This is a genomic window from Sinorhizobium americanum, assembly GCF_001651855.1.
In the GTDB taxonomy this organism is placed as follows: Bacteria; Pseudomonadota; Alphaproteobacteria; order Rhizobiales; family Rhizobiaceae; genus Sinorhizobium; species Sinorhizobium americanum.
Genome location: NZ_LNQC01000080.1, coordinates 171,361 through 194,983, shown reverse-complemented (window position 1 = coordinate 194,983; position 23,623 = coordinate 171,361). Strand labels below are relative to the sequence as shown.

Here is a 23,623-nt window from a genome sequence, read left to right as displayed (position 1 = left end):
GCGTCACCCTTCAACAAAAATCAGAGCCGGCGTTTCGAGCAGCGTCTTCAGGCGCTGCACGAAGGTGGCGGCGTCCCAGCCATCGATGACGCGGTGGTCGAAGCTCGACGACAGGTTCATGATTTTTCGCGGCACGAACTGCGACCCGTCCCAAACGGGCCTCACGGCGATCTTATTGACGCCGACGATCGCCACTTCCGGATGGTTGATAACCGGCGTCGAGGCGATGCCGCCAAGCGCGCCGAGCGAAGAGATGGTGATCGTCGAGCCGATCAGTTCGTCGCGCGTCGCGGTACCGGTCCGGGCCGCTTCGGCCAGCCGGTTCAATTCCGCGGCGCAATCCCAGATCCCCCGTGCCTCGGCGTGGCGCACGACCGGCACGGTCAGGCCGGCGGGCGTCTGGGTGGCAATGCCGATATGGACGGCCGCGTGACGATGGACGATGCCGGCGTGATCATCGAAAATGGCATTGACGCCCGGTTGCTCGGCGACGGTCCTCACTAGTGCCCGCATCAGGAAGGGCAGGATCGTCAGCTTCGGCTGGTCGGGCTTGCGGTCGCGGTTCATTGTCGCCCGCAGATCCTCGAGCGCCGTCACGTCCACCTCTTCGACATAGGTGATGTGGGGAATGCGCGAGGTGGAGAGCGACATCTTCTCGGCGATCCGCCGCCGCAGGCCGGCGATCTTGATCTCCTCGACCGCCGTCTTGCGGACGAGGCCGACCTGGGCGGGCAGCGGTTCGGCGCCGCGGCTGATAAAGAGATCGAGATCTTCATGGGTGATACGCCCGGCCGGCCCGGTGCCGATCATCTGCCGGAGATCGACGCCGCTCTCCCTGGCGCGCAGCCTGACTGCCGGCGAAGCCAGCGGCTTCTTCGCGATGTCTGCCGCCTCGCGTGGCGCCGGTCGGGGCTCGACCTTCTCAAGCTTAGGCGGCGCCTTGGGGGCCGGTGGCGCGGAGACTGCGACGGGCTCTTCCAGCACGGCTTCGGCAAGCGCCTCCGGAACGCTGTCCGGCGGGGGTTCGCCAGCCTCGCCGGCGGTCTCGATCCTCACCAGCGGTGCCTTTACGGCGACCGTGTCGCCGATCTCGGCGCCGAGCCAGAGGACCTTGCCGGTGACCGGCGAGGGGATCTCGACCGTCGCCTTGTCGGTCATGACCGCGGCGAGCACCATGTCCTCGCGCACCGGGTCGCCCGGCTTGACGTGCCACTCGACGAGCTCGGCCTCGGCGACGCCTTCGCCGACATCCGGCATCTTGATGATGAATTCGCCCATGGCGTCAGGCCTCCATCGCTTCGGTGAGCGCGCGGCCGACGCGCGCCGGACCGGGGAAATAGTCCCATTCCTGGGCATGCGGGTAGGGCGTATCCCAGCCGGTCACCCGGACGACCGGGACTTCGAGGTGGTAGAAGCAGTGCTCCTGGACGAGCGCGACGAGTTCGCCCCCGAAGCCCGAGGTCAGCGTCGCCTCATGCACGACGACGCAGCGCCCGGTTTTGGTGACCGATTGCACGATCGTGTCGAGATCGAGCGGCAGCAGGCTGCGCAGATCGATGACTTCCGCATCGATGCCGGTTTCCTCCGCGGCGGCGAGCGCCACATGCACCATCGTCCCATAGGCGATCACGGTGACGGCCGATCCCTTGCGGCGGATTTCCGCCTTGCCGATCGGGATAGAATAATGCCCCTCCGGCACGTCGCCGAGCTCGTGCTTCGACCACGGGGTCACCGGGCGCTCGTGATGGCCGTCGAAGGGGCCGTTATAAAGCCGTTTCGGCTCCAGGAACATCACCGGGTCCGGATCCTCAATTGCCGAGATCAGCAGGCCCTTGGCGTCATAGGGGTTCGACGGCACGATGACCTTGAGGCCGCAGACATGGGTGAAGAGCGCTTCCGGGCTCTGGCTGTGGGTCTGGCCGCCGAAGATGCCGCCGCCGGTCGGCATGCGCACGACGATCGGACAGGTGAAGTCGCCGTTCGAGCGGTAGCGGATGCGGGCCGCCTCCTGGGTGAGCTGGTCATAAGCCGGATACATGTAATCGGCGAACTGGATCTCGACACAGGGCTTCAGCCCGTAGGCCGCCATGCCGATGGCGGTGCCGACGATGCCGGATTCACTGATCGGCGCATCGAAGCAGCGGGTCTTGCCGTATTTCGCCTGGAGCCCCTGGGTGCAGCGGAAGACGCCGCCGAAATAGCCGACGTCCTCGCCGAAGACGACGACGTCCTCGTCTCGCCCCATACAGACGTCCATGGCGCTGCGCACTGCTTCGATCATCGTCATTCTGGCCATGTCAGTACCCTGCCTTCTGCCGCTGGCGGCGGATATGCGGCGGCATCTCGGCATAGACGCCCTCGAAAATATCGCGCACAGAGGGCCTGCCGCCGGCATGCAGCGTGCCGTGGCTTTCGGCCTCCTTCTGCGCCTGGATCACCTGATCCATGATCTCCGCCTCGGCCTGCGCATGCCGCTCGTCGGACCAGGCGCCGCGCAGGATCAGGTGCTTCTTCAGCCTGAGCACCGGGTCGCCGAGCGGCCAGGCCTCCGATTCCGTTTTCGGCCGGTAGGCGCTCGGATCGTCGGAGGTCGAGTGCGCTCCGACCCGGTAAGTCACGTATTCGATGAGCGTCGGGCCGAGATTGCGCCGCGCCCGCTCCGCGGCCCAACGCGCCACCGCATAGACGGCGAGATAGTCGTTGCCGTCGACGCGCAGCGCCGGAATGCCGAAGCCGAGGCCGCGGGCGGCAAAGGTTCCGGAACCGCCACGGGCGATGCCCTGGAAGGTCGAGATCGCCCATTGGTTGTTGACGATGTTGAGGATGACCGGCGCCTTGTAGGTGGAGGCGAACACCAGCGACGAGTGGAAATCCGACTCGGCCGTCGAGCCGTCGCCGATCCAACCGGCGGCAATCCGGGTGTCGTTCTTGATGGCCGACGCCATCGCCCAGCCGACCGCCTGGACATATTGGGTGGCGAGGTTGCCGGAAATGGTGAAGAAGCCGTGCTCCTTCGACGTGTACATGACCGGCAGCTGCCGCCCGTGGCAGGGATCCAGCTCGTTCGAGAAGATCTGGTTCATCATCTCGACCATCGGGTAATCATCGGCGATCAGCAGCCCCGCCTGGCGATAGGTCGGGAAATTCATGTCGCCCTTGCGGAGCGCTCTTCTGAAGGCGCAGCTCACTGCTTCCTCGCCGAGATGCTGCATGTAGAAGGAAGTCTTGCCCTGGCGCTGCGCCATTAGCATTCGGGCGTCGAAGGCGCGCAGCATCATCATGTGCCGAAGACCCGTCAGCAGCTCCTCGTCCGAGAGCAGACCGGCCCAGGGGCCGACTGCCTCTCCCTCGCGGTTGAGCACCCGGATGATCGAGTAGGCGAGATCGCGGATCGCTTCGGGCTCCACATCGACCTCGGGCCGCGGCACTGACCCCGCCTTCGGAATCTTGACGTTGGAGAAATCGGGCTGATCACCGGGCCGGACGGCCGGTTCGGGGACATGCAGACTCAGTCGGCTGAATTCATCCATGCAGGTTCCGGCCTCCCTTCCGGATTGCGCATCGCACAGAGGTCAACCGCTGAGCGAATGGTCTCGCGGTCGTGCGACGTCCATGACCATCGGCGATTGCCCGGGGCGCTCCTGCGCCTCGGGCAGTGCAGTCATAGACAACCCTCGTTCTCCCAAAGGGTTACAGCCACAGACTGCCATGAGTTCGGGGTTTGATGAAGGGTTTTCGGCAGCGAGCCGAACGTCCGGATGAAGAAAGACAGATTCATGCCGGCGTCCGCGCCGGACTGATCGCGGAGCCGTGACCGTGCCCCGGCAGCGCGTAATTTTCTTTCGCGATCGGTTTGGGAAAATCGCTCTCAGACGGGCGGTGCGATCTCGATCGGCGTGCCGTCCGAGAATCGCGACAGCCGAAATTCGCTGGGATCGACGATCGGTCTGTCGCCGGTGACAAGGTCCGCCACGAGGTGTCCTGCACCGGGCCCGATGCCGAAGCCATGGCCGGAAAAGCCGGTGGCGATGACGAGGCCGGGAAGTGCGTCGGCGTGCGAAATGACCGGCACCGCATCGGGCGTGACGTCGATCAGCCCGGCCCAGATCTGCACCGGCTCGACCTGCCGCAGCGCCGGCAACGCACGTCTCGCCGCCTCAAGGGTGCGCAGGACCGAGCGCGCATTCGGTTGCGGATCGAGAACTCGGTGCCGCTCGAAGGCGCCCGGGCGGTCGAGCGGAACGGGCGTGATCTCGAACAGTTCGCGCCAGCTCTGGGCGCTGAAGCCCACCTGGACCGAGTCCGGGTCGGCCTTCCGCACCGGCCGGAAGTCACGGAAAAAAGCCAGGCTGTCGGGGACGAACGGATGCAGGTTCACACCGGCGGTGGCGATCGTATAGCCGCCGTCGAGGCGTTTCCTGTAGGCATAGGTTCCCGTTGCGCCGGCGCCGTCCGGCCCGCCCTCGACCGGCGCGGTCCTGAGCACGGTGTTGCGCACCTTCAACTGCGGCAGGCGGATGCCGAGCCCCTTGCAGAAAAGCCGCGACCAGGCGCCGCCGGCAAGCACGACCGCCGCCGTTTCGATGCGGCCCTTCTCGGTGATGACCGCGCTCACCCGTCCGCCACTTTTCTCGATGCCGCGCACGGCGCAAGCGGTGACGATCGTCGCACCGGCGCGGCGGGCTCCAGCCGCGATCGCCGGCACGGCCTTCTGCGGCTCGGCCCTGCCGTCGCTCGGCGTGTAGAGTGCGCCCTTGTAGCGGATTGCGGCGCCGGCCATCAGAGCTTCGGTCTCTTCGGGGCCGATCTGTCGACTATCGACGCCATGCGGTTTGGCAAGCGCCAGCCAGGCATCGCGATTGGCGATGTCCTGCTCGGTCTCGGAGATATAGAGGATGCCGCTGCGGCGAAATCCGGTTTCGCCACCGACCCGCCGATCGAGCGTGTCCCAGATCTTCAGCGATGCCATCGCCAGCGGGATCTCGCGCCGGTCGCGGCCCATGACCCGCACCCAGCCCCAGTTGCGGCTCGACTGTTCGCCGGCTAGCACGCCTTTTTCGCAGAGCACCACCTTGACGCCGCGCTCGGCGAGGAAAAGCGCCGCGCTGACGCCGATGATACCCCCGCCGATGATGACGACATCTGCTTTGCGCGGCAGCGACGGGTCGGTGACGACGGGATCAAGGGTGGGGCCAGGCATCGTAGTTCTCGCAGAAGGGCAGGGGCGGTCTTCTATCGCTGCATTTTTCGGCCGCCGGGATCAAGCTTGCAGGAGACCGCTGCGGCTCGTCATGCACAGCTCTATCATCGCCGGGTTCTGTCTTTTTTCGATAAAAATACGAAGTACCCGCTTGACAGGCCCGCAGGCTTCGATGTCTGTTGAGAAGCGAGATGCGGGGCCGCAGAGCAGGCCCCCGCTGACAATCATACCGGTTCGATGGGGCGGATAATGAGCGGACTTCTTGCGGGCAAGCGTGCTGTGATCACGGCTGCGGCACAAGGTATCGGCCGCGCGGCGGCCGAGGCGTTCAGCCGGGAAGGGGCGTCGGTCATCGCGACGGATGTCAACGAGGACAAGCTCGCCGAGCTTGCGGCCGTCGGTATCGAGGTCGCGAAGCTCGATGTATTGAGCGAAGCGGCAATCGCCGATTTTGCCGCGCGCACCGGTCCCGTCGACGTCCTCTTCAACTGCGCCGGCTTCGTCCATGCCGGCACGATCCTGGAGACGAGCGAGAAGGACTACGACTTCGCCTTCGACCTGAACGTCAAATCGATGTTCCGGATGATCCGCGCCTTGCTGCCGGGCATGCTCGAAAAAGGCGGCGGCTCGATCATCAACATGTCGTCGGTCGCCGGCGTGCCGATGGGCGTGCCGAACCGCTTCGTCTATTCCGCGAGCAAAGCGGCGGTCATCGGCCTCACCAAGTCGGTGGCGATCGACTACATCGGCAAGGGCATTCGCTGCAACGCCATTGCGCCCGGCACCGTGCAATCGCCGTCGCTCGAGGAACGGATGCGGGCGCAGGGCAATTACGAGGAGGCGCGCGCCGCCTTCATCGCCCGCCAGCCGATGGGCCGGCTTGGCACGCCCGAGGAAATCGCTGCCCTCGCCGTCTATCTCGCCAGCGACGCTTCGGCCTATACGACCGGCCATGTGCATGTGGTCGACGGCGGCATGAGCCTCTGAGTGCAGGCCTTTTCGCCGCCTGCCGCAATGTCTATGCTGCGGCGCATGCCCGAAGCCGACAATGAGCTACACCCCGTCCTGCGCATCGATTTCCCGCCCGAGGATCGCCTCGGGCGCGGCAAGATCATGCTTCTCGAATTGATCCGCGAGACCGGCTCGATCTCCGCCGCCGGTCGCGCGATGGACATGTCCTACCGGCGCGCCTGGCTGCTGGTCGATGCGCTCAACCGAATGTTCAAAGAGCCCGCAGTCGAGTCGCAGCGCGGCGGCAAGCAGGGCGGGGGTGCGGCGCTTACCGTCTTCGGCGAGACGCTGATCGAGCGCTTTCGGGGGATGGAAGCGAGGACCAGGGAGGCGATCGCGGAGGACCTCGATTGGCTGGAAGCGGCGCGATCCGGCGAAGCATCGCACCGAACGGAAAGCGCATCCCCGAAACGACCTGCGCAGCCGTCCTAATAGTCCAGCGCGACCGTCTTGATGATCGCGTGGACGGGCTTCCCGGGCTCAAGTCCGAGCGCATCGCGGGAGAGGGCGGTGATGCGGGAGACGATGACATTGCCGCCGCAATCGACGCGCACGTCGACGCTGCCCTCCTGCGCCGGTGAAAGGTCGACGATCGTTCCCATCAGGACGTTGAGGGCGCTGATTCCTTCCGGTTTCGTCGTGGCGAGCATCACGTCGCGCCCGGCGATGTAAAGGCGGAGGCGATTGCCCGGCGCGGAGACGAGATGCGGTATGCGGATCAGGCATTCGCCGGCCCGCACGACCGTCAACCTGTGCTGGGCGTCATGGCTTTCGACCGCGCCTTCGACCAGGGCGCCGGTTTCGCGCCGCGCGATGGCGGCTGCCGGCTGGTTGAGAATCACGGAGGCCGTGCCGGATGCCTTGACCCGGCCGTCCTCGATCACCACCACGCGCTCCGCCAGCCGCGCCACCTCCGCGACGGAATGGCTGACATAGACGATCGGTATCTTCGTCTCGTCGCGGAGCCGCTCGATATAGGGCAGGATCTCCGCCTTTCTGGCCTCGTCGAGGGCGGCGAGCGGCTCGTCCATCAGCAGCAGCCGCGGAGTAGCAAGCAGCGCCCTCCCGACGGCGACGCGCTGGCGCTCGCCGCCAGAGAGAGTCGAAGGACGACGCTCGAGCAGATCCCCGATGCCGAGCATCTCGACGATTTTGGCGAACTCGGAGGCGGATTTGCCGGCACCGGCGAACCAGCGCCCATAGGCGAGATTGTGGCGGACGCTCAGATGCGGAAAGAGCCGGGCCTCCTGGAAGACATAGCCGAAGCGCCGGCGGTGAACGGGGGTGAAGAGCCGCTTCCCGCTGTCGGCGATAACGTCGCCGTCGAGCACGATGCGGCCACGATCGGGTCGCAGCAGCCCGGCGACGATATTGACCAGCGAGGTCTTGCCGGAGCCGGAACGGCCGAAAAGCGCCGTCACGCCGCCCTCCGAGCGGAAGGCGGCGTCGATGGCAAATGAGCCGATCCGGTGGCTGGCTTCGACCTCGAGGCTCATGCGGCGACCGTCCGTCGCGCAGCAGCGGCGGCGAGCAATTCCGACAGCATGAGCGCCGTCATCGAAAGGATGATGGAGATGATGGCGAGCCGCATGGCGCCGGCGTCGCCGCCCGGCACCTGGGTGAAGCTGTAGATCGCCGCGGAAAGCGTTTGCGTCTCGCCCGGGATGTTGGAGACGAAGGTAATCGTCGCCCCGAACTCGCCCATCGCCTTGGCGAAGGAAAGGATCATGCCGGTGACGATGCCGGGAAGGATCAACGGCACGGTCACGGTCAGGAAAACCCAGATCGGATTGGCGCCGAGCGTTGAGGCGGCGTCCTCCAGCTTGCGGTCGACCGCTTCGATCGACAGCCGGATGCTGCGCACCATCAGCGGAAAGCCCATGACGGCGCAGGCGAGCGCCGCACCGGTCCAGCGGAAGGAGAAGACAAGGCCGAAATTGTCGGCGAGGAAGGCGCCGATCGGTCCGCGCCGGCCGAACAGCAGGAGCAGCACAAAGCCGGTGACGACCGGCGGCAGGATCAGCGGCATGTGCACGATGCCGTTCAGGATCGACCTGCCCCAGAAGCGACCGCGTGCCAATGCCATGGCGACGAGAAGTGCGACCGGCAGGCTCGAAAGCATCGCGACCGTTGCCACCCGCAGGCTCAACCGGACGGCCGTCCATTCCGCGTCGCTCAAGGCCATCCATTCCAAATTTCGTGCTCCCGTATCACAGAGGCGCCTCGCCGAAACTAGACGCACGACGCGAAAACCTTCTGCCCGGTCGAAGGCCAGTGGCGCAAGACCCTATTCACGCACGATAAATCCCTGTGCCTGGAAAAGTGCTGCGGCCTTGGGCGACTTGACGAATTCAAGATAGGCCGCGGCGTCCGGGTTGCTCTCGGCCGTGATCGCGATCGGGTAGATGATCGACGGGTGGCTGTCTTCGGGCAAGGTTCCGACCACCTTCACGCCCGGATCGGCGGCCGCGTCTGTCTGGTAGACGATGCCATAGGGGGCCTCGCCGCGCGAAACGAGAAGCAGGGCGGCGCGCACGCTTTCAGCTCCCGCGACTTTTGCTTCGACCGTCGGCCAAATGCCGAGCTTTTCGAGTGCCGACTTGCCGTATTTGCCGGCCGGAACCGAATCGACGGCGCCCATCGCGAGGCGTCCGTCGCCGAGAAGAGCGGCAAGGTCCAGGCCCGGCTTGATCTCGACAGGCGCGGCGTCGGTCTTGCCGGAAACGAGAACGATACGGTTGCCGAGCAGGTTGGAGCGGGTTTCGTCCTTGATCAGCTTCTTCTCGGCAAGGTAATCCATCCAGGCGAGATCGGCCGAGATGAAGATATCGGCGGGCGCGCCCTGTTCGATCTGCTTTGCGAGCGCCGAGCTTGCCGCATAGGAGGCGGTCGTCTCCTTGCCGGTTTCCTCTTTCCATTTGGCGTTGATCTCGTCGAGTGCATTCTTCAGGCTCGCCGCAGCGAATACCATTACCTTCTCGCCTGCCTGGGCGGGGGCGAATGCCGCGCCCGCCAAAGTCATGCCGAGCGCCAGCATCAAGCCGGACAACCCGAAGCCCTTGATCCACTCTCTCCGTCCCTTGAGCATGCCTGTCTCCATCTCTCGTGATATTTGTCAGGGTATAACGGCTCTCCGTCTTCGTTAGCGCTATATCCGTAGAAATACAATGCTCCGTGACAAGGGTAATCAAAGCGGTGAACGGAAAGGGCAAATGCCACGCAAGCGCTTGCGATAGGCGCCCATCGGGCTAAATTTGCGAGGCGGAACCACGCGAGGCGAATCCATGGATGCGACGATCAGGCTGGAAGAGAGCTGGAAGACGGCGCTGGCGCACGAATTCCTCCACGGCTACATGGCCGATCTCAAGCGCTTTCTCACGGATGAAAAGCAGCACGGCCGGCAGGTCTTTCCGAGAGGCAGCGAATATTTTCGGGCGCTCGACCTGACGCCGCTCGACAGGGTCCGGGTCGTCATCCTCGGCCAGGACCCCTATCACGGCGACGGCCAGGCGCATGGACTCTGCTTCAGCGTCCGGCCGGGCGTGCGCACGCCGCCGTCGCTCGTCAATATCTACAAGGAACTTCGCGACGACCTCGGCATTCCACCGGCCCGGCACGGCTTCCTCGAAAGCTGGGCCCGCCAGGGGGTGCTGCTGTTGAACAGCGTGCTGACGGTCGAGCGGGGCCGGGCGGCTTCGCATCAGGGCAAGGGTTGGGAACGCTTTACCGATGCGGTCATCCGCGCCGTCAACGAGCAGGCCCAGCCGGTCGTCTTCCTGCTCTGGGGCTCCTACGCGCAGAAGAAAGCGGCCTTCGTCGATCGCTCCCGCCACCTAGTGCTGACCGCGCCGCATCCGTCGCCGCTCTCGGCGCATGCGGGCTTCCTCGGCTGCAGGCATTTCTCCAAGGCCAATGCCTTCCTGGAGTCGAAGGGGCTCGATCCGATCGATTGGCGGCTGCCGGAGGATCCTCCTCTCGCCGTCGATCGGCAGGCCGCGGCACCCTGCTGACGCCGTCGTGGCCTCTCCTGTCGTGCATGGACCTTGCGTCGCCGGTGCCGATCCGTCAAAGGCTGGTGTCTAAAGCGCGGCGCACTCAAAGATGCGACGCGCTTTAGGAATTTGTTTTGTGCATGTCGGTGCCCCAAAACCGCTGCACACTTTTGGGCGACATGCACTGCGCATAGCGGGAGAAACGGCATGCGGCATATCCTGGTCATCGGGATCGGGGCGGGCAACCCCGAACACATCACGGTCCAGGCGATCAATGCGCTGAACCGGGCCGACGTGCTCTTCATCCCGACCAAGGGAGCGAAGAAGACGGAGCTTGCCGAAGTGCGCCGCGACATCTGCGCTCGCTACGTGACGCGCAGCGACAGCCGGACCGTCGAATTCGCCGTGCCGGTCCGCCGGACCGAGGAGCGCAGCTACGTGCAAAGCGTCGATGATTGGCATGCCAGCATCGCCGGCACTTATGAGGCGCTGCTCGAGAGCGAACTCGCGGACGGGCAGACCGGCGCCTTTCTCGTCTGGGGCGATCCGATGCTCTATGACAGCACGATCCGCATTGTCGAAAGGGTTCGTGCGCGGGGCAGCGTTGCCTTCGACTTTGACGTGGTTCCGGGCATCACCAGCCTTCAGGCGCTTTGCGCCAGCCATCGCATTCCGCTCAACCTCGTCGGCAAGCCCGTGGAGATCACTACCGGTCGCCGGCTTGCCGAGAGCTTTCCGCACAGAAGCGAGACGGCCGTCGTCATGCTCGATGGCGAACAGGCGTTTCAGAAGATCGACGATCCGGATGCGGAGATTTACTGGGGCGCCTATCTCGGTACGCCGGACGAGATCGTCATTTCCGGGCGCCTCGCCGACGTAAGGCAAGAAATCCTAAAGACGCGAGCCGAAGCGCGCGAGCGCATGGGCTGGATTATGGATATCTATCTGCTGCGCAAGGGTGCCGACTTCGACGAGTAGCCGCCACGGACGGTCGTAAGGGTGGACGCATGCCGGGGCTTTGATCTCTCTCAAGGAAGGCGGCTGTGATATAGGCTTTATCACAGACGCGGAGTGTGTGCCCGCAATGCGCCCCGAGGATATTGGAACAGGATGACGAGCTGCGCTGCGCCCAGGTCACAAATTAAACCCGGCACATCGATGCGCCGCGGCGCCTGTCCGTCGCTCGCAACGCCGATGCAGACCGGAGATGGTCTGCTCGTGCGGCTGCGTCCGGCGACGGATGGTCTCACACCTGCCGAGCTACGGGCGCTGGCCGACGCGGCGGCGGCCTGTGGCAGCGGCATCATCGAAGTAACTGCCCGGGGAAACCTGCAGGTCCGCGGGCTGACCGCAGCAAGCGTTCCGGCCCTTGCCGCCGCGATTGGTGAAGCGGGAATTGCCGTTGCGACTGGGATCGTGATCGAAACGCCACCGCTTGCCGGATTCGATCCAAACGAGATCGCCGATCCTCGACCATTGGCAGCGGCGCTGCGAGCGGCGATTGCCGGCCGGCGGCCGGCGCTTGCACTCGCGCCGAAATTGTCGATCGTTATCGATGGGTGTGGCCGCTTTCATCTGCGTGATAGTTCGGCTGACCTGCGTGTTGAAGCGCAGAACAGCGACGATGGTTTTCGCTGGCTGTTGTCTCTCGGCGGCACGGCGCGTTCGGAACGGACCGTTGCCCTTCTGGAGACGGAACGGGTTGTCCCCGCGGTGATGGAAATTCTCGCTGGCCTGGATTCCCTGGGCGCGGCCGCACGCGGTCGGGACCTCGATGCGGACCGCATCCGGAAGCGCTTGTCCGCTGATATCGGCGCCTTCCCGACGATAGAGCGCGGCGCCTTGCCATTTTTGCCGGCGGGCATTCACGATTTCGGCGACGGTCGCATCGTGCTCGGTATGGCTCTCGCTTTTGCACAGACGCATAGCGCCAGCCTCATTGCCTTTCTGCACCACGCCGAGGAACTGGGCGCAACGGAAATACGGCTCGCACCACGCCATGGCCTCCTCGTCCTCGGCTTGTCGCGCGAGGCTGCCGCCGTCGCGCAACGGCTCGCGCTTTCCCATGGTTTCCTGGTCGCCGCCGATGATCCGCGCAATCACATCGCCACCTGCGCCGGACTTGCTTGCGCCTCGGCGCTGATGGACACCAAGGCGGTGGCCGGGCTATTGCTCGACGTCGGTGCCGACCTTCTCGACGGCTCGCTCGCAGTCCATCTCTCGGGCTGTCCCAAAGGGTGCGCCAGGCCCACGGCTTCCGCGCTGACGCTTGTCGGTGCGCCATCAGGATACGCGCTTGTCGTAAATGGGGCTGCTTCCGTCGCGCCGAGCGCCTACACGGATGAAGACGGAATAAAAGCCGTGCTGGCCGGGCTCAATGCGCTGGTCAGAAAAAACAAAGACGCTGGCGAATCGGCGCGCTCCTGTCTTACACGGCTCGGGGCCGCGCGCATCGCCGCAGCGTTTGAACAGGGATAGAAATGCCTGACTACGATTATATCCGCGATGGCAACGCCATCTATGAGCGTTCCTTCGCGATCATCCGGGCGGAAGCCGATCTTTCCGGCTTCTCGGACGAGGAGGCCGACCTAGCGGTTCGCATGGTGCATGCCTGCGGTTCCGTCGAGGCAGCGCGCCAGTTCGTGTTCTCTCCCGATTTCGTCTCGTCCGCACGCACGGCACTGAAGAACGGTGCGCCGATCTTCTGCGATGCGGAGATGGTCGCCCACGGCGTCACCCGGGCGCGGCTGCCGGCCGGCAACGAGGTGATCTGCTCGCTTCGCGATCCGCGGACGGCGGAGATCGCCGCCGAAATCGGCAATACGCGCTCGGCGGCGGCGCTCAAGCTCTGGGGCGAGCGGATGGCGGGCTCGGTCGTTGCCATCGGCAATGCGCCGACGGCGCTCTTCTATCTCCTGGAAATGCTGCGCGACGGCGCGCCGAAGCCGGCGGCGATCCTCGGCATGCCGGTCGGCTTCGTCGGCGCGGCGGAATCGAAGGACGCGCTTGCCGAGAATTCCTATGGCGTTCCCTTCGCGATCGTTCGCGGCCGCCTCGGCGGCAGTGCGATGACGGCGGCGGCGCTGAATTCGCTGGCGAGGCCGGGGCTGTGAGCGGGTTGGGCAGGCTGATCGGCGTCGGGACCGGCCCCGGCGATCCGGAGCTTCTGACCGTCAAGGCGGTGCGGGCGCTCGGCGAGGCGGATGTCGTCGCCTATTTCGCCAAGGCCGGGCGCAATGGCAACGGCCGCGCCGTCGTCGAAGGTCTTCTCAAGGCGGACCTCGTGGAACTGCCGCTCTATTATCCGGTGACGACCGAGATCGACAAGGACGACGAGGCCTATAAGCGCCAGATCACCGCCTTCTACAACGCCTCCGCGGAAAGGGTCGCCGCACATCTCGAGGCCGGGCGGACCGTCGCCGTGCTGAGCGAGGGTGATCCGCTCTTCTACGGCTCCTACATGCACCTGCATGTGCGGCTCGCCGGCCGGTTCCCGGCCGAAGTCATTCCCGGCATCACGGCGATGTCCGGCTGCTGGTCGGTTGCCGGCCTGCCGCTGGTGCAGGGGGACGAGGTGCTTTCGGTTCTTCCCGGCACGATGGGCGAGGCAGAGCTTCAGCGCCGCCTCGCCGACACCGAAGCCGCCGTGATCATGAAAGTCGGCCGCAACCTGCCAAAGATCCGCCGCGCCCTTGCGGCCGCGGGCAGGCTCGACGCCGCCGTCTATGTCGAGCGCGGCACGATGAAGAACGCGGCGATGGTTCCGCTCGGCGAGAAGCCGGACGATGCCGCCCCATATTTCTCGTTGGTGCTCGTTCCCGGCTGGAAGGATCGGCCCGGTGCAGGGGAGAGATCATGACCGGAAAGCTCTTCATCGTCGGAACGGGGCCTGGCAATCCGGGGCAGATGACGCCGGAGGCGCAGGATGCGATTGCGGTCGCGACCGAATTCTTCGGCTATGCTCCTTATCTCGACCGGCTGCATCTGAGAGCCGACCAGCGCCGGATCGCCTCCGACAACCGCGAAGAGCTGGACCGGGCGAGCGCCGCCCTGATGCGCGCCAGCGCCGGTGTTGATGTCTGCGTAGTCTCCGGCGGCGATCCGGGCATCTTCGCGATGGCGGCCGCCGTCTGCGAGGCGATCGACAATGGGCCAGAGGCGTGGCGGCAGGTCGATCTCACGATCACCCCCGGCGTCACCGCCATGCTTGCCGTGGCGGCGCGCATCGGGGCGCCGCTCGGACACGATTTCTGCGCCATGTCGCTGTCGGACAATCTGAAGCCCTGGGAGGTCATCACCAAGCGGCTGCGGCTCGCGGCGGAAGCGGGACTGGTCATCGCCCTCTACAACCCGATCAGCAAGGCACGTCCCTGGCAACTCGGCAAGGCCTTCGATATCCTGCGCGAGGTCCTGCCGCCCCGCGTGCCGGTGATCTTCGGTCGGGCGGCCGGCCGGCCGGACGAGCACATCGCGGTCATGCCGCTCGGCGAAGCCGATGCCGATCGCGCCGACATGGCGACCTGCGTGATCATCGGCTCGCCGGAGACGCGGATCGTTGCCCGTAGCGGCAAACCGGATCTCGTCTACACGCCGCGGTCCTTCACCGGGGATAGGAATTGATGAATGCGTTCGAGCGCCTCATCGCAGGTGGAGACCGTCGGCGCATCGGCGGGCTTGTGGCGCTCGACCATCACCACCTCGAGCCCGAGCTTCCGGGCCGCGGCGATTTTGCCGTAGGTGGCGGTGCCGCCGCTGTTCTTGGCGACGATGACATCGATCTCCTGTTGACGGAGCAGGTCGAGCTCGTCGGCTTCCGCGAACGGGCCGTGCGCGAGGATCGCGGTGGCATCGGGAAGATTGAGCGGCGGCGTCACGGGGTCGACGCTGCGAACGAGATAGCTGTGCTGCGGAGCCTTCTCGAAGTGGAACGCCTCCTGCCGGCCGATCGCCAGGAAGACCCGGCGCGGCGCGGCGCCAAGGGCGGACACCGCCTCGGCGACACTGGCGACGCGCGTCCAGCGGTCGCCCGGTTGGGCCTCCCAGGCGGGCCGGCGCAGCGCGAAGAGCGGCTTTCCGGTTGCCGCCGCGGCAGTCGCTGCATTGTGGGAAATCCGCGCGGCAAAGGGATGGGTAGCATCGACGAGCAGGCAGATATTCTCTTCACGCAGGAAAACGGCCAGTCCCTCGGCGCCGCCGAAGCCGCCGACGCGCGTCGGCAATGGCTGTGGCCGCGGATCGGCGGTGCGCCCGGCCAGCGAGATCGCCGCGTCGTAGCGCGGATCGGCCGCAAGCCTTTCGCCAAGTTGCCGCGCCTCGGTCGTGCCGCCGAGGATCAGGATGCGAGGTCTGCCCGTGGCTGACATGTCGAATAGCGGCTCGGCCATTGTCGCTCCCTGGTTGACCGTAATCGGGGTCGGGGAAGATGGTGTAGCCGGTCTCGGCGACGAGGCCAAGCGGCTGATTGCAGCAGCCCCCGTCGTCTTCGGCGGCGTCCGTCATATCGAGCTTGCGGCGTGCCTGATCCAGGGCGAGAGCGAAGCCTGGCAAAGCCCCTTTGAGAAATCGGTCGAGGCGATCGCTTCGAGGCGCGGCAGTCCCGTCGTGGTGCTCGCCTCCGGCGATCCCTTCCTCTACGGCGTGGGCGCCACACTGGCGCGCCGTATCGATGCCAGCGAAATCCGGACGATCCCCGCGCCTTCGGCCTTCAGCCTTGCAGCCTCGCGGCTCGGATGGCCGCTCCAGGACGTGGCAACCATCTCGCTGCACGGCCGCCCGCTCGACCTCATCCGGCCGCAGCTGCAGCCGGGCGCCCGCGTGCTGGCGCTGACGTCGGATGGGAACGGTCCCAGGGCGCTTGCCGAACTGCTCAGCGAAAGCGGCTTCGGTCAGTCACGGCTTACCGTTCTCGAAGCGCTTGGCGGCGAACGCGAGCGCATCTCCCGGAATATTGCCGCGAGCTTCGCGCTGGAAAACATCGCCGCCCTGAACGTCTGCGCGGTCGAGATCGTCGCGGGTGGCGGGGCACGCGTCCTGCCGCTTGCCGGCGGGCTCGACGATGCGCTTTTCGAGCATGACGGTCAGATCACCAAGCGCGAGGTCAGGGCGCTGACGCTCTCGGCGCTGGCGCCGCGCAAGGGCGAGCTTCTCTGGGACATCGGTGCCGGCTCCGGCTCGATCGCCATTGAATGGATGCTGGCGGATCCGGCGATGCGGGCGATCGCCATCGAAGCATCGCCCGAGCGGGCGGCGCGGATCGGCCGCAACGCCGGCCGCTTCGGCGTGCCCGGCCTGACGGTGGTCGAGGGGCAGGCGCCGGAAGCGCTTCGCGGGCTCACCCGTCCGGACGTGATCTTCATCGGCGGCGGCGGCAGCGATGCCGGCGTCATGGAGGCGGCGATCGCCGCGCTTTCCTCCGGCGGCCGGCTGGTCGCCAACGCCGTGACGACGGAAATGGAAGCGGTGCTGCTTGCCCATCACGCCCGGCTCGGCGGCTCGCTGATCCGCATCGATATCGCCCGCGCTGCGCCGGTCGGCACGATGACGGGCTGGCGTCCGGCCATGCCGGTGACGCAATGGTCCTGGGTCAAGAGCTGAGCAGAACAAGAGGTAGACAATGACCGTTCACTTTATCGGCGCGGGACCGGGCGCAGCAGACCTCATCACGGTCAGGGGCAGGGACCTGATCGGCCGCTGCCCAGTCTGCCTCTATGCCGGCTCGCTCGTCTCGCCGGAGCTCCTCCAATATTGCCCGCCCGGCGCCCGCATCATCGACACGGCGCCGATGTCGCTCGACGAGATCGAGGCGGAATATGTGCGCGCGGCCGAAGCCGGCGAGGATGTCGCGCGGCTGCATTCCGGCGACCTCTCCGTCTGGAGTGCGGTGGCCGAGCAGATAAGGCGGCTGGAGAAACACGGCATCGCCTATACGATGACGCCGGGCGTGCCGGCCTTCGCCGCCGCCGCGGCGACGCTCGGCCGCGAATTGACCATTCCGGCGGTGTCGCAAAGCCTGGTGCTGACGCGCGTTTCCGGCCGTGCATCACCGATGCCGAACAGCGAGACGCTCGCCGCCTTCGGCGCCACCGGCTCGACGCTGGCGATCCACCTCGCCATCCATGCGCTCGACCGCGTCGTCGAGGAACTGACGCCGCTCTACGGCGCCGAATGCCCGGTGGCGATCGTCGTCAAGGCCTCCTGGCCGGATGAACGCGTCCTGCGCGGCACGCTCGGGGACATCGCCGACAGGGTCGCGGCCGATCCGATCGAGCGTACCGCGCTGATCTTCGTGGGACCGGGGCTGGAAGCATCGGACTTCCGGGAGAGCTCGCTCTACGATCCGGCCTATCAGCGCCGCTTCCGCGGCCGCGAATAGAGCGGCATCATTCGGAGTCCAGTTCCGCGGCGGGCTTCGGCTTGCGCGGCACGTCCTGGCGGTTCTCGACACGGTCGCGGTAAAGAGTCGCCTGGCCGAGCAGCATCAGCGTCACCGGCGTCGTCACCGTGATGAAGAAGATGATCAGCAGTTCGTGGAAAATCCAGCGGCTCTGCAGCACCGCGAAGCAGAGCATCGAGGCGAGGCAGATAAGAATCGTGCCGCCGCTGGTCGCGATTGTCGGGGCGTGCAGACGGTCGTAGAAGCTCGGCAGGCGCAACAGGCCGAGCGAGCCGATGAGCGTCATCGCGGCTCCGAAGAGCAGCAAGCCGCAAACGGCGATCGCCGCCCAGGGCGGCAAGTCGGTCAGATGGCTCATTCGATCACCTCGCCGCGCATGAGGAATTTCGCGAAAGCGATGGAAGAGACGAAGCCAATCAGAGCGATGATCAGCGCTGTCTCGAAATAGATCGAGTTGGCGGTGCGAACGCCGAAGGCAAGCAGCATCAGCATCGCGTTCATATAGAGGGTGTCGAGCCCGAGGATGCGATCCTGGGCGCGTGGTCCCTTGATCATCCGATAGAGTGCGAAGGCCATCGCCAAAGCGAGCATGACCTGGGCGAGCAGGATCGACCAGACGATTGCAAGCGCGATCATTGAAGTATCTCCTTCAGTCCTGCTGCGTAGCGCTTGACCGTTCGCCGCCACAGATCCTCGTTGTCGATATCGAGCACATGTATGAGCAGGCTCTTCCGGCGCCGGTCGTATTCTAGCCAAGCGGTGCCGGGGGTCGCCGTCAGGATGCAGGCGAGCAGCGCCAGCGCGTTCTCGTTTTCCAGATCGACGTCGACGCTCATGAACCCGGTGTTCGCCGGCCTGCCCCGGGCTCGCAGGATGATCCCCGCAACGGCAACATTCGAGCGAACGATGTCGGCGGCGACCGCAAGCGCGAGGCTTCCCATAAGTCCTAGACGGTGCAGCCGCGATCGGGTCGGCTGCAGCTTCACCAGGACCCAGCCGAGCAGCGCGCTCAGGAAGACGCCGACGACAATCGAGCCCGGTGCAACCGATTGGTTGAGCAACAACCACATGAGGAAGAGGGCGATCGAGAACAGCGGATAGGGGAGCCAGGCACGCATCGCTATTGACCTCCCGCCCTGGGCGCGGAGAGGACCCGCTCGCTATGGACAAGGGGGGCGAGCAGATCGTCGGCGGTCGCCTGCATGTATCGCATCGCGGGGCCGGCCTGGAAGCTCAGGAAGACGCAGGCGGCGAGGAGAATGGCAACCGGCGTGATCTCGATGACGACGACGCGCGGTATGGTTCCCTCGATCGACGCCCAGAAGGTGCGGATGCCGACACGGTTCAGGGCGATCATGGCGGCGAGGCCCGAAAGGATGAGAAGCGCCACATATGTCCAGTCGCCAGCGGAAATCGGGATCGCCTGGTTCGCCTCGGGCCCGTTGAAGAGCCCGCGCAGCAGTGCGAATTTGGCGATGAAGCCCGAAAGGGGCGGCAGGCCCGACAGCAGAATGGCGCAGAGGCAGAAGCAGAGACCGAGAATGGCCATCGTGCCAGGAATGGCGACGCCCACTTCCTCCTCTTCCTCGTTCTCGTCGAAGTCGCCATAGGCTTCCATCGTCACCGCCAGAACGTCGGCGCCGGCATCACGGCCGCGTTCGACGAGTTCGATGAGCAGGAAGAAGGCGGCAATCGTCAGCGTCGAGCTGACCAGATAGAGAAGGGCGCCGGCGAGCATTTCCGGTCGTCCGAGGCCGATCGCCGCGAGCAGCGTTCCAGAAGAGACGAGGACGGAATACGCCGCCAGCCGGCCCATGGCCTGCGAAGCAAGCACGCCGATGGTGCCGAAAGCGATCGTCAGCATGCCGCCGGTCAGAAGCCAGTCCTGGCCGAAGCCGGCCGATGCGCCGGCCGCTGTCCGGAAGACGAGCATGTGCAGGCGGAGGATGACGTAGATGCCGACCTTCGTGAGTATGGCGAAGACAGCGGCGACCGGCGGGGTCGCTGCCGCATAGGCCGCCGGCAGCCAGAAGCTCAGCGGCCACATGCCCGCCTTGACGAGAAAGGCGACGCCGAGCACCGCGGCGCCGGTTTCGACCAGCCGCCGGCTTTCCGGCGCGAGCGTGGCGAGCTTCGTGGCGAGATCCGCCATGTTGAGGGTGCCGGTGGCGCCGTAGATCAGGCTGACACCGATCAGGAACAGCGACGAGGCGGCGAGATTGATGGCGACGTAGTGCAGCCCGGCCTTGACGCGAAGCGGGCCAGAGCCGTGCAGCAGCAGTCCGTAGGAAGCCGCAAGCATCATCTCGAAGAACACGAAGAGGTTGAACAGGTCGCCCGTCAGGAAGGCGCCGTTTAGACCGGCGACGAGCAGTTGAAACAGCGAGTGGAAATGGTGACCGGCCGTGTGCCAGCGGGCCATCGAATAGGCTTGCGCGGCAAGCGCCAGGCCGCTCGCAAGGCAGAGCATCAGCGCCGACAACCGGTCGAGGACGAGGACGATGCCGAACGGCGCCGGCCAATTGCCGAGCTGGTAGACGCCGCCGCCCGGCAGGCTGCCTTCGCCTGCCGCCGCAAGCCGCATCAGGATCATCGTGACGATGAAGACGACGAGCGTCGATGCGAAGCCGATCGCTCCCTTCAGGGTGCGCTCGCGCTCGTCGATCGGGATCAACACCGCCGCGACGGCGAGCGGCAGCAGGATCGGCAAGATCAGGAGATGGTGCAGCCAATCAGTCACCACGCGGCGGCTCCCTTCCGTCGACATGGTCGGTGCCGGTGAAGCCGCGTGACGCGAGCAGCACGACGAGGAAAAGCGCGGTCATCGCGAAGCCGATGACGATCGCAGTCAGTACGAGGGCCTGCGGCACGGGATCGGTATAGCGCAAGAGGTCGCCCGCGCCGCCGGGTTCGAGCACCGGCGGGGCGTTCACCCGGAGCCTCCCCATGCTGAAGATGAAGAGGTTGACCGCATAGGAGAGCAGCGCAAGCCCGATGATCACCTGATAGGTTCGCGGTCTCAGGAGAAGATAGACGCCCGATGCGGCCAGTGCGCCGATGCCGGCGGAAAGAATGAGCTCCATTACTGTGCCGCCTCCCTTTCGGGTCGCGCCGCCCGCGCGTGGACGCGGGCAGCGCGGCGGACCGACTGGTGCGCCAGCGCGATGAGCATCAGCACCGTGGCGCCGAGCACCAGGGAGAAGACGCCGAGGTCGAAGAGGATGGCGCTTGCGAGCGGAACCTTGCCGATGACCGGCAGGCTGGCATATTCGGCGCGCGATGTGAGGAACGGGTAGCCGAAGAGCCAGGATCCGACGCCCGTCGCCAGGGCGACGAGGAGACCGATGCTCATCCAGCGAAGCGGGTGAATGCGCAACCGCTCCTCCACCCAGCGGGTGCCGCCCGACATATATTGCAGGATGAAGCCGATCGACATGGCTATTCCTGCTGCAAAGCCGCCGCCCGGCAGGTCGTGGCCGCGCAGGAACAGATAGGCGGCGAGCATGCCGGTGACGGGAAACATCCAGCGCATGATCACCGAAGGGATGTGAAGATATTCGGCGACGCTGTCGCCCTCGGCCCGCTCCGGGTGATCGTCGTCATAGGCGTTTTGCACTCTTTGCTGTTCGGGCGTTTCCAAGCTGTCCAGGTGCGGGCGGAAGCGCAGCAGCAGCGCAAAGACCGTGAGCGCGACGATGCAGAGGACGGCAATCTCGCCGAGCGTGTCGAAGCCGCGGAAATCCACAAGAATGACGTTGACGACATTTGTGCCGCCGCCCTCGTGATAGGCCTGTCCGAGGAAGTAGCCGGCGATGGTCTCCGGCACCAGGGGCCGGGTCATCACCGTGTAGGCGACGAGCGCCACGCCGCCGCCCGCCATGGTCGCGAGCAGGAAGTCGCGCAGGCGCCGGAAGCGGACCTTCATCGGAATATCCGCCGTCGCGGGCTCCTCGATGCGCTTCGGCAGCCAGCGCAGACCGAGCAGGATGAGCACCGTGGTGACGATCTCGACGAGGAGTTGGGTGACGGCAAGGTCGGGAGCAGACAGCCAGACGAAGGTGATGCAGGTGACGAGCCCAGCTCCGCCGAGCAGCACGAGCGATGCCAAACGGTGGAATTTCGCCAGGATTGCCGAGCCGACAGCGCAGGCGATGCCGACACCCCAAAGCAGGGCGAAAGCCGGATCGATGCCGCGGACGATGAGCGGCGGCAGCCGAAAGCCGCCAAGAGCAAGCGGCAGGGCCCCGGCGGCGAGCGCCAGGGACACCAGGAGCCGCATCTGTGGCTGCAGATGGCGGGTGCCGAGGCGCTGCTCGAGCGAGCGGGCCCATTTCCACGACAGCGTCACCAGAACGCGCTCGAAGATGCGCTGCCCCTGGAGCAGGCGGAAGACCGGCGGACCCTCTGTGCCCGTCGCAAGATAGGAGCGCATCAGGAAATAGAGACCGACGCCGCCTGAGAGCGCCACGAAGCTCATGATCAGCGGGATGTTCAGGCCGTGCCAGACGGCCAGGCTGTAGCTCGGCGTATCCTCGCGCAGGATCGAGACGACAGCGGCATCCAGGAAGGGCCCGATCGTTTGCGCCGGAATGATGCCGACGACCAGACAGGCGAGCACCAGGAAATCGACGGGGGCGCGCATCCAGCGCGGCGGTTCGTGCGGCTTCTTCGGCAGGTCGGACGGCAGCGGCCCGAAGAAGACGCTGTGAATGAAGCGCAGCGAATAGGTGACCGCAAACATGCTGGCAATCGTCGCGACATAGGGCGTCGCCGAATCGAGCGCATTGACGAGATGCGTCTCGATAGCCTCGGCGAAGAACATTTCCTTCGACAGGAAGCCGTTGAGCAGCGGCACGCCGGCCATGGCGGCACTCGCCACCATGGCGAGCGTCGCGGTGATCGGCATGTAATGGAAAAGGCCGCTCAGCCGGCGCATGTCGCGCGTGCCGGTTTCATGGACGATGATGCCGGCGGCCATGAACAGCGAGGCCTTGAAGGTCGCGTGGTTGACGATATGGAAGACCGCGGCGACGGCAGCCAGCGGGCTGCCGAGGCTCAGGAGAACGGTGATTAGCCCCAGATGGCTGATCGTCGAATAGGCGAGCAGCCCCTTCAGGTCCTGTTGGAAGATCGCGAAATAGGCGCCGAGCAGCAGCGTCGTCAGCCCTGCAAGGCCGACGATCCAGAACCAGGCTTCCGTGCCGGCCATCACCGGCCATAGCCGCGCCAGCAGGAAAACGCCCGCCTTCACCATCGTCGCCGAGTGCAGATAGGCCGAAACCGGTGTCGGTGCCGCCATGGCATGCGGCAGCCAGAAATGAAAGGGAAACTGCGCGCTCTTCGTCAGGGCGCCGAGCAGGATGAGAACCAGGATCGCATTGTAGAGCGGATCGTTGCGGATCGCCTCGCCCGAGGCGAGCACGGCGTCGAGATCGTAGCTGCCAACGGCGCGTCCGATCAGCAGCAGGCCGACCAGCAGCGCAAGGCCGCCAATGCCCGTCATTGTCAGGGCGATACGTGCGCCATCGCGGGCATGGGCATTGTGATGCCAGTAGCCGATCAGCAGGAAGGAAACGATGCTCGTCAGTTCCCAGAAGACGGCGAGCAGGATGAGGTTGCCGGAAAGCACGACACCAAGCATCGATCCCATGAAGGCGAGAAAGAGCGCGAAGAAGCGCGGCACCGGGTCTTCCTCGGCCATGTAGTAGCGGGCGTAGAGGACGACCAGAAAGCCGATGGCGGTGATCAGCGCCGAAAACAGCCAGGCAAAGCCGTCCATGCGCAATTTGAAGTTCAGCCCGAGTTCGGGGATCCAGTCGAGCTCGAAGCGAAGCACGCCGCCGGTGGCGACGAAGGGGTAGAGGCCGGCGGTCACCAGGAAGCAGATGAGGGCGATCGCACCCGCGAACCAGGCCGTGGCGCCGCGTTGATCGGACGGAAAGAAGATTGCGATGAGGCTTCCCCCGAACGGGGCAAGAATGAAGACTGACAGCAATTTTTCCGCGTATTCGATCGTTCAGCCCTCTC

The 23,623-nt window shown here is 65.7% G+C and carries 24 protein-coding genes; 10 read left to right on the top strand and 14 right to left on the bottom strand.

Annotation, left to right across the window (positions count from 1 at the left end; all coding sequences use genetic code 11):
- Positions 1–3: 3 nt before the first annotated feature.
- From ATC00_RS28355 to ATC00_RS28340, 4 genes are all read right to left on the bottom strand, one after another.
- Positions 4–1,278, bottom strand: coding sequence for a dihydrolipoamide acetyltransferase family protein (locus ATC00_RS28355; RefSeq protein WP_037389542.1), 1,275 nt, complete (start codon positions 1,276–1,278; stop codon positions 4–6).
- Positions 1,279–1,282: 4 nt separating this feature from the next.
- Positions 1,283–2,296 carry an alpha-ketoacid dehydrogenase subunit beta gene (locus tag ATC00_RS28350; protein ID WP_037389540.1) on the bottom strand — a complete coding sequence of 338 codons (1,014 nt, stop codon included), beginning with the start codon at positions 2,294–2,296 and terminating at the stop codon, positions 1,283–1,285.
- Between the two features lies 1 nt (position 2,297).
- Positions 2,298–3,530: a 3-methyl-2-oxobutanoate dehydrogenase (2-methylpropanoyl-transferring) subunit alpha gene (locus tag ATC00_RS28345; RefSeq protein ID WP_037389537.1), complete on the bottom strand. Its 1,233-nt coding sequence runs from the start codon at positions 3,528–3,530 to the stop codon at positions 2,298–2,300.
- 338 nt (positions 3,531–3,868) lie between these two features.
- Positions 3,869–5,200, bottom strand: a complete 1,332-nt coding sequence (locus tag ATC00_RS28340) for an NAD(P)/FAD-dependent oxidoreductase (RefSeq protein ID WP_037389535.1) — start codon at positions 5,198–5,200, stop codon at positions 3,869–3,871.
- A gap of 249 nt (positions 5,201–5,449) precedes the next feature.
- Here ATC00_RS28340 and ATC00_RS28335 point away from each other — a divergent pair, with 249 nt between their 5' ends.
- Both ATC00_RS28335 and ATC00_RS28330 read left to right on the top strand, forming a co-directional pair.
- Positions 5,450–6,187 carry an SDR family oxidoreductase gene (locus ATC00_RS28335; protein ID WP_064255254.1) on the top strand — a complete coding sequence of 246 codons (738 nt, stop codon included), beginning with the start codon at positions 5,450–5,452 and terminating at the stop codon, positions 6,185–6,187.
- A 45-nt stretch (positions 6,188–6,232) separates the two neighbouring features.
- Entirely contained in the window at positions 6,233–6,643 is a 411-nt protein-coding gene (locus tag ATC00_RS28330) for a winged helix-turn-helix domain-containing protein (protein WP_052035612.1), read from the top strand.
- On the opposite strand, the gene modC is transcribed toward ATC00_RS28330, so the two are convergent.
- The 3 genes from modC to modA all read right to left on the bottom strand — a co-directional run bounded on the left by modC (position 6,640) and on the right by modA (position 9,299).
- On the bottom strand, positions 6,640–7,707 hold the full coding sequence (modC, locus tag ATC00_RS28325) for a molybdenum ABC transporter ATP-binding protein (protein ID WP_037389529.1): 1,068 nt from the start codon (positions 7,705–7,707) through the stop codon (positions 6,640–6,642). The two genes, ATC00_RS28330 and modC, sit on opposite strands and share 4 nt — an antisense overlap.
- Positions 7,704–8,396, bottom strand: a complete 693-nt coding sequence (modB, locus tag ATC00_RS28320; protein WP_037389526.1) for a molybdate ABC transporter permease subunit — start codon at positions 8,394–8,396, stop codon at positions 7,704–7,706. Before modB ends, modC begins: the two co-directional genes overlap by 4 nt.
- A 102-nt stretch (positions 8,397–8,498) precedes the next feature.
- A complete protein-coding gene (modA, locus tag ATC00_RS28315; protein WP_064255253.1) occupies positions 8,499–9,299 on the bottom strand; it encodes a molybdate ABC transporter substrate-binding protein in 801 nt (266 codons plus the stop codon).
- Positions 9,300–9,495: 196 nt separating this feature from the next.
- Between modA and ung the strand changes: the two genes are divergently transcribed.
- The 6 genes from ung to ATC00_RS28285 all read left to right on the top strand — a co-directional run bounded on the left by ung (position 9,496) and on the right by ATC00_RS28285 (position 14,823).
- Positions 9,496–10,221 (top strand): uracil-DNA glycosylase, encoded by a 726-nt coding sequence (gene ung, locus ATC00_RS28310; RefSeq protein ID WP_037389522.1) that lies wholly within the window; start codon positions 9,496–9,498, stop codon positions 10,219–10,221.
- Positions 10,222–10,410: 189 nt separating this feature from the next.
- The gene (gene cobF, locus ATC00_RS28305) at positions 10,411–11,181 is read left to right on the top strand and encodes a precorrin-6A synthase (deacetylating) (protein WP_037389520.1); all 771 of its coding nucleotides are present in this window, start codon (positions 10,411–10,413) and stop codon (positions 11,179–11,181) included.
- A gap of 132 nt (positions 11,182–11,313) precedes the next feature.
- The gene (gene cobG / locus ATC00_RS28300; RefSeq protein WP_037389517.1) at positions 11,314–12,681 is read left to right on the top strand and encodes a precorrin-3B synthase; all 1,368 of its coding nucleotides are present in this window, start codon (positions 11,314–11,316) and stop codon (positions 12,679–12,681) included.
- Positions 12,682–12,683: 2 nt separating this feature from the next.
- Positions 12,684–13,316 carry a precorrin-8X methylmutase gene (locus ATC00_RS28295; RefSeq protein WP_037389515.1) on the top strand — a complete coding sequence of 211 codons (633 nt, stop codon included), beginning with the start codon at positions 12,684–12,686 and terminating at the stop codon, positions 13,314–13,316.
- The gene (locus ATC00_RS28290; RefSeq protein ID WP_037389512.1) at positions 13,313–14,062 is read left to right on the top strand and encodes a precorrin-2 C(20)-methyltransferase; all 750 of its coding nucleotides are present in this window, start codon (positions 13,313–13,315) and stop codon (positions 14,060–14,062) included. Before ATC00_RS28295 ends, ATC00_RS28290 begins: the two co-directional genes overlap by 4 nt.
- Positions 14,059–14,823: a precorrin-3B C(17)-methyltransferase gene (locus ATC00_RS28285; protein WP_037389511.1), complete on the top strand. Its 765-nt coding sequence runs from the start codon at positions 14,059–14,061 to the stop codon at positions 14,821–14,823. Before ATC00_RS28290 ends, ATC00_RS28285 begins: the two co-directional genes overlap by 4 nt.
- Here ATC00_RS28285 and ATC00_RS28280 read toward each other — a convergent pair.
- Positions 14,787–15,587, bottom strand: a complete 801-nt coding sequence (locus ATC00_RS28280) for a cobalt-precorrin-6A reductase (RefSeq protein WP_037389606.1) — start codon at positions 15,585–15,587, stop codon at positions 14,787–14,789. The genes ATC00_RS28285 and ATC00_RS28280 overlap by 37 nt on opposite strands.
- Between ATC00_RS28280 and ATC00_RS28275 the strand changes: the two genes are divergently transcribed.
- The gene (locus ATC00_RS28275) at positions 15,565–16,797 is read left to right on the top strand and encodes a bifunctional cobalt-precorrin-7 (C(5))-methyltransferase/cobalt-precorrin-6B (C(15))-methyltransferase (RefSeq protein ID WP_037389508.1); all 1,233 of its coding nucleotides are present in this window, start codon (positions 15,565–15,567) and stop codon (positions 16,795–16,797) included. The two genes, ATC00_RS28280 and ATC00_RS28275, sit on opposite strands and share 23 nt — an antisense overlap.
- 19 nt (positions 16,798–16,816) lie before the next feature.
- Positions 16,817–17,575, top strand: a complete 759-nt coding sequence (cobM, locus tag ATC00_RS28270; protein WP_064255252.1) for a precorrin-4 C(11)-methyltransferase — start codon at positions 16,817–16,819, stop codon at positions 17,573–17,575.
- Between the two features lie 7 nt (positions 17,576–17,582).
- Here cobM and mnhG read toward each other — a convergent pair whose 3' ends face one another.
- From mnhG to ATC00_RS28240, 6 genes are read right to left on the bottom strand one after another with little or no spacing between them, the layout of a single operon-like run.
- Complete coding sequence (mnhG, locus tag ATC00_RS28265; RefSeq protein ID WP_037389503.1) at positions 17,583–17,954, bottom strand: monovalent cation/H(+) antiporter subunit G; 372 nt, start codon at positions 17,952–17,954, stop codon at positions 17,583–17,585.
- Positions 17,951–18,232 (bottom strand): K+/H+ antiporter subunit F, encoded by a 282-nt coding sequence (locus ATC00_RS28260; RefSeq protein ID WP_037389501.1) that lies wholly within the window; start codon positions 18,230–18,232, stop codon positions 17,951–17,953. The genes mnhG and ATC00_RS28260 overlap by 4 nt, the downstream gene beginning before the upstream one ends.
- Positions 18,229–18,714, bottom strand: coding sequence for a Na+/H+ antiporter subunit E (locus ATC00_RS28255; RefSeq protein WP_037389497.1), 486 nt, complete (start codon positions 18,712–18,714; stop codon positions 18,229–18,231). Before ATC00_RS28255 ends, ATC00_RS28260 begins: the two co-directional genes overlap by 4 nt.
- Positions 18,715–18,716: 2 nt before the next feature.
- Entirely contained in the window at positions 18,717–20,363 is a 1,647-nt protein-coding gene (locus ATC00_RS28250) for a monovalent cation/H+ antiporter subunit D (RefSeq protein ID WP_064255251.1), read from the bottom strand.
- Positions 20,329–20,679, bottom strand: a complete 351-nt coding sequence (locus ATC00_RS28245) for a Na+/H+ antiporter subunit C (RefSeq protein WP_037389492.1) — start codon at positions 20,677–20,679, stop codon at positions 20,329–20,331. The genes ATC00_RS28250 and ATC00_RS28245 overlap by 35 nt, the downstream gene beginning before the upstream one ends.
- Entirely contained in the window at positions 20,679–23,591 is a 2,913-nt protein-coding gene (locus ATC00_RS28240) for a monovalent cation/H+ antiporter subunit A (protein ID WP_064255250.1), read from the bottom strand. The genes ATC00_RS28245 and ATC00_RS28240 overlap by 1 nt, the downstream gene beginning before the upstream one ends.
- Positions 23,592–23,623 lie beyond the last annotated feature (32 nt).

Excerpts from the sequence above, each read along its gene's own strand:
- ATC00_RS28295 (WP_037389515.1), top strand. The coding sequence starts at position 12,684 with ATGCCTGACTACGATTATATCCGCGATGGCAACGCCATCTATGAGCGT.
- modB (WP_037389526.1), bottom strand. The coding sequence starts at position 8,396 with ATGGCCTTGAGCGACGCGGAATGGACGGCCGTCCGGTTGAGCCTGCGG.
- ATC00_RS28275 (WP_037389508.1), top strand. The coding sequence starts at position 15,565 with ATGTCGAATAGCGGCTCGGCCATTGTCGCTCCCTGGTTGACCGTAATC.
- ATC00_RS28280 (WP_037389606.1), bottom strand. The coding sequence starts at position 15,587 with ATGGCCGAGCCGCTATTCGACATGTCAGCCACGGGCAGACCTCGCATC.
- ATC00_RS28285 (WP_037389511.1), top strand. The coding sequence starts at position 14,059 with ATGACCGGAAAGCTCTTCATCGTCGGAACGGGGCCTGGCAATCCGGGG.
- ATC00_RS28245 (WP_037389492.1), bottom strand. The coding sequence starts at position 20,679 with ATGGAGCTCATTCTTTCCGCCGGCATCGGCGCACTGGCCGCATCGGGC.
- cobM (WP_064255252.1), top strand. The coding sequence starts at position 16,817 with ATGACCGTTCACTTTATCGGCGCGGGACCGGGCGCAGCAGACCTCATC.
- ATC00_RS28335 (WP_064255254.1), top strand. The coding sequence starts at position 5,450 with ATGAGCGGACTTCTTGCGGGCAAGCGTGCTGTGATCACGGCTGCGGCA.
- cobF (WP_037389520.1), top strand. The coding sequence starts at position 10,411 with ATGCGGCATATCCTGGTCATCGGGATCGGGGCGGGCAACCCCGAACAC.
- modC (WP_037389529.1), bottom strand. The coding sequence starts at position 7,707 with ATGAGCCTCGAGGTCGAAGCCAGCCACCGGATCGGCTCATTTGCCATC.
- mnhG (WP_037389503.1), bottom strand. The coding sequence starts at position 17,954 with ATGAGCCATCTGACCGACTTGCCGCCCTGGGCGGCGATCGCCGTTTGC.
- ATC00_RS28330 (WP_052035612.1), top strand. The coding sequence starts at position 6,233 with ATGCCCGAAGCCGACAATGAGCTACACCCCGTCCTGCGCATCGATTTC.
- cobG (WP_037389517.1), top strand. The coding sequence starts at position 11,314 with ATGACGAGCTGCGCTGCGCCCAGGTCACAAATTAAACCCGGCACATCG.
- ATC00_RS28260 (WP_037389501.1), bottom strand. The coding sequence starts at position 18,232 with ATGATCGCGCTTGCAATCGTCTGGTCGATCCTGCTCGCCCAGGTCATG.
- ATC00_RS28345 (WP_037389537.1), bottom strand. The coding sequence starts at position 3,530 with ATGGATGAATTCAGCCGACTGAGTCTGCATGTCCCCGAACCGGCCGTC.
- ung (WP_037389522.1), top strand. The coding sequence starts at position 9,496 with ATGGATGCGACGATCAGGCTGGAAGAGAGCTGGAAGACGGCGCTGGCG.
- ATC00_RS28355 (WP_037389542.1), bottom strand. The coding sequence starts at position 1,278 with ATGGGCGAATTCATCATCAAGATGCCGGATGTCGGCGAAGGCGTCGCC.
- ATC00_RS28250 (WP_064255251.1), bottom strand. The coding sequence starts at position 20,363 with ATGTCGACGGAAGGGAGCCGCCGCGTGGTGACTGATTGGCTGCACCAT.
- ATC00_RS28350 (WP_037389540.1), bottom strand. The coding sequence starts at position 2,296 with ATGGCCAGAATGACGATGATCGAAGCAGTGCGCAGCGCCATGGACGTC.
- ATC00_RS28340 (WP_037389535.1), bottom strand. The coding sequence starts at position 5,200 with ATGCCTGGCCCCACCCTTGATCCCGTCGTCACCGACCCGTCGCTGCCG.
- modA (WP_064255253.1), bottom strand. The coding sequence starts at position 9,299 with ATGCTCAAGGGACGGAGAGAGTGGATCAAGGGCTTCGGGTTGTCCGGC.
- ATC00_RS28255 (WP_037389497.1), bottom strand. The coding sequence starts at position 18,714 with ATGCGTGCCTGGCTCCCCTATCCGCTGTTCTCGATCGCCCTCTTCCTC.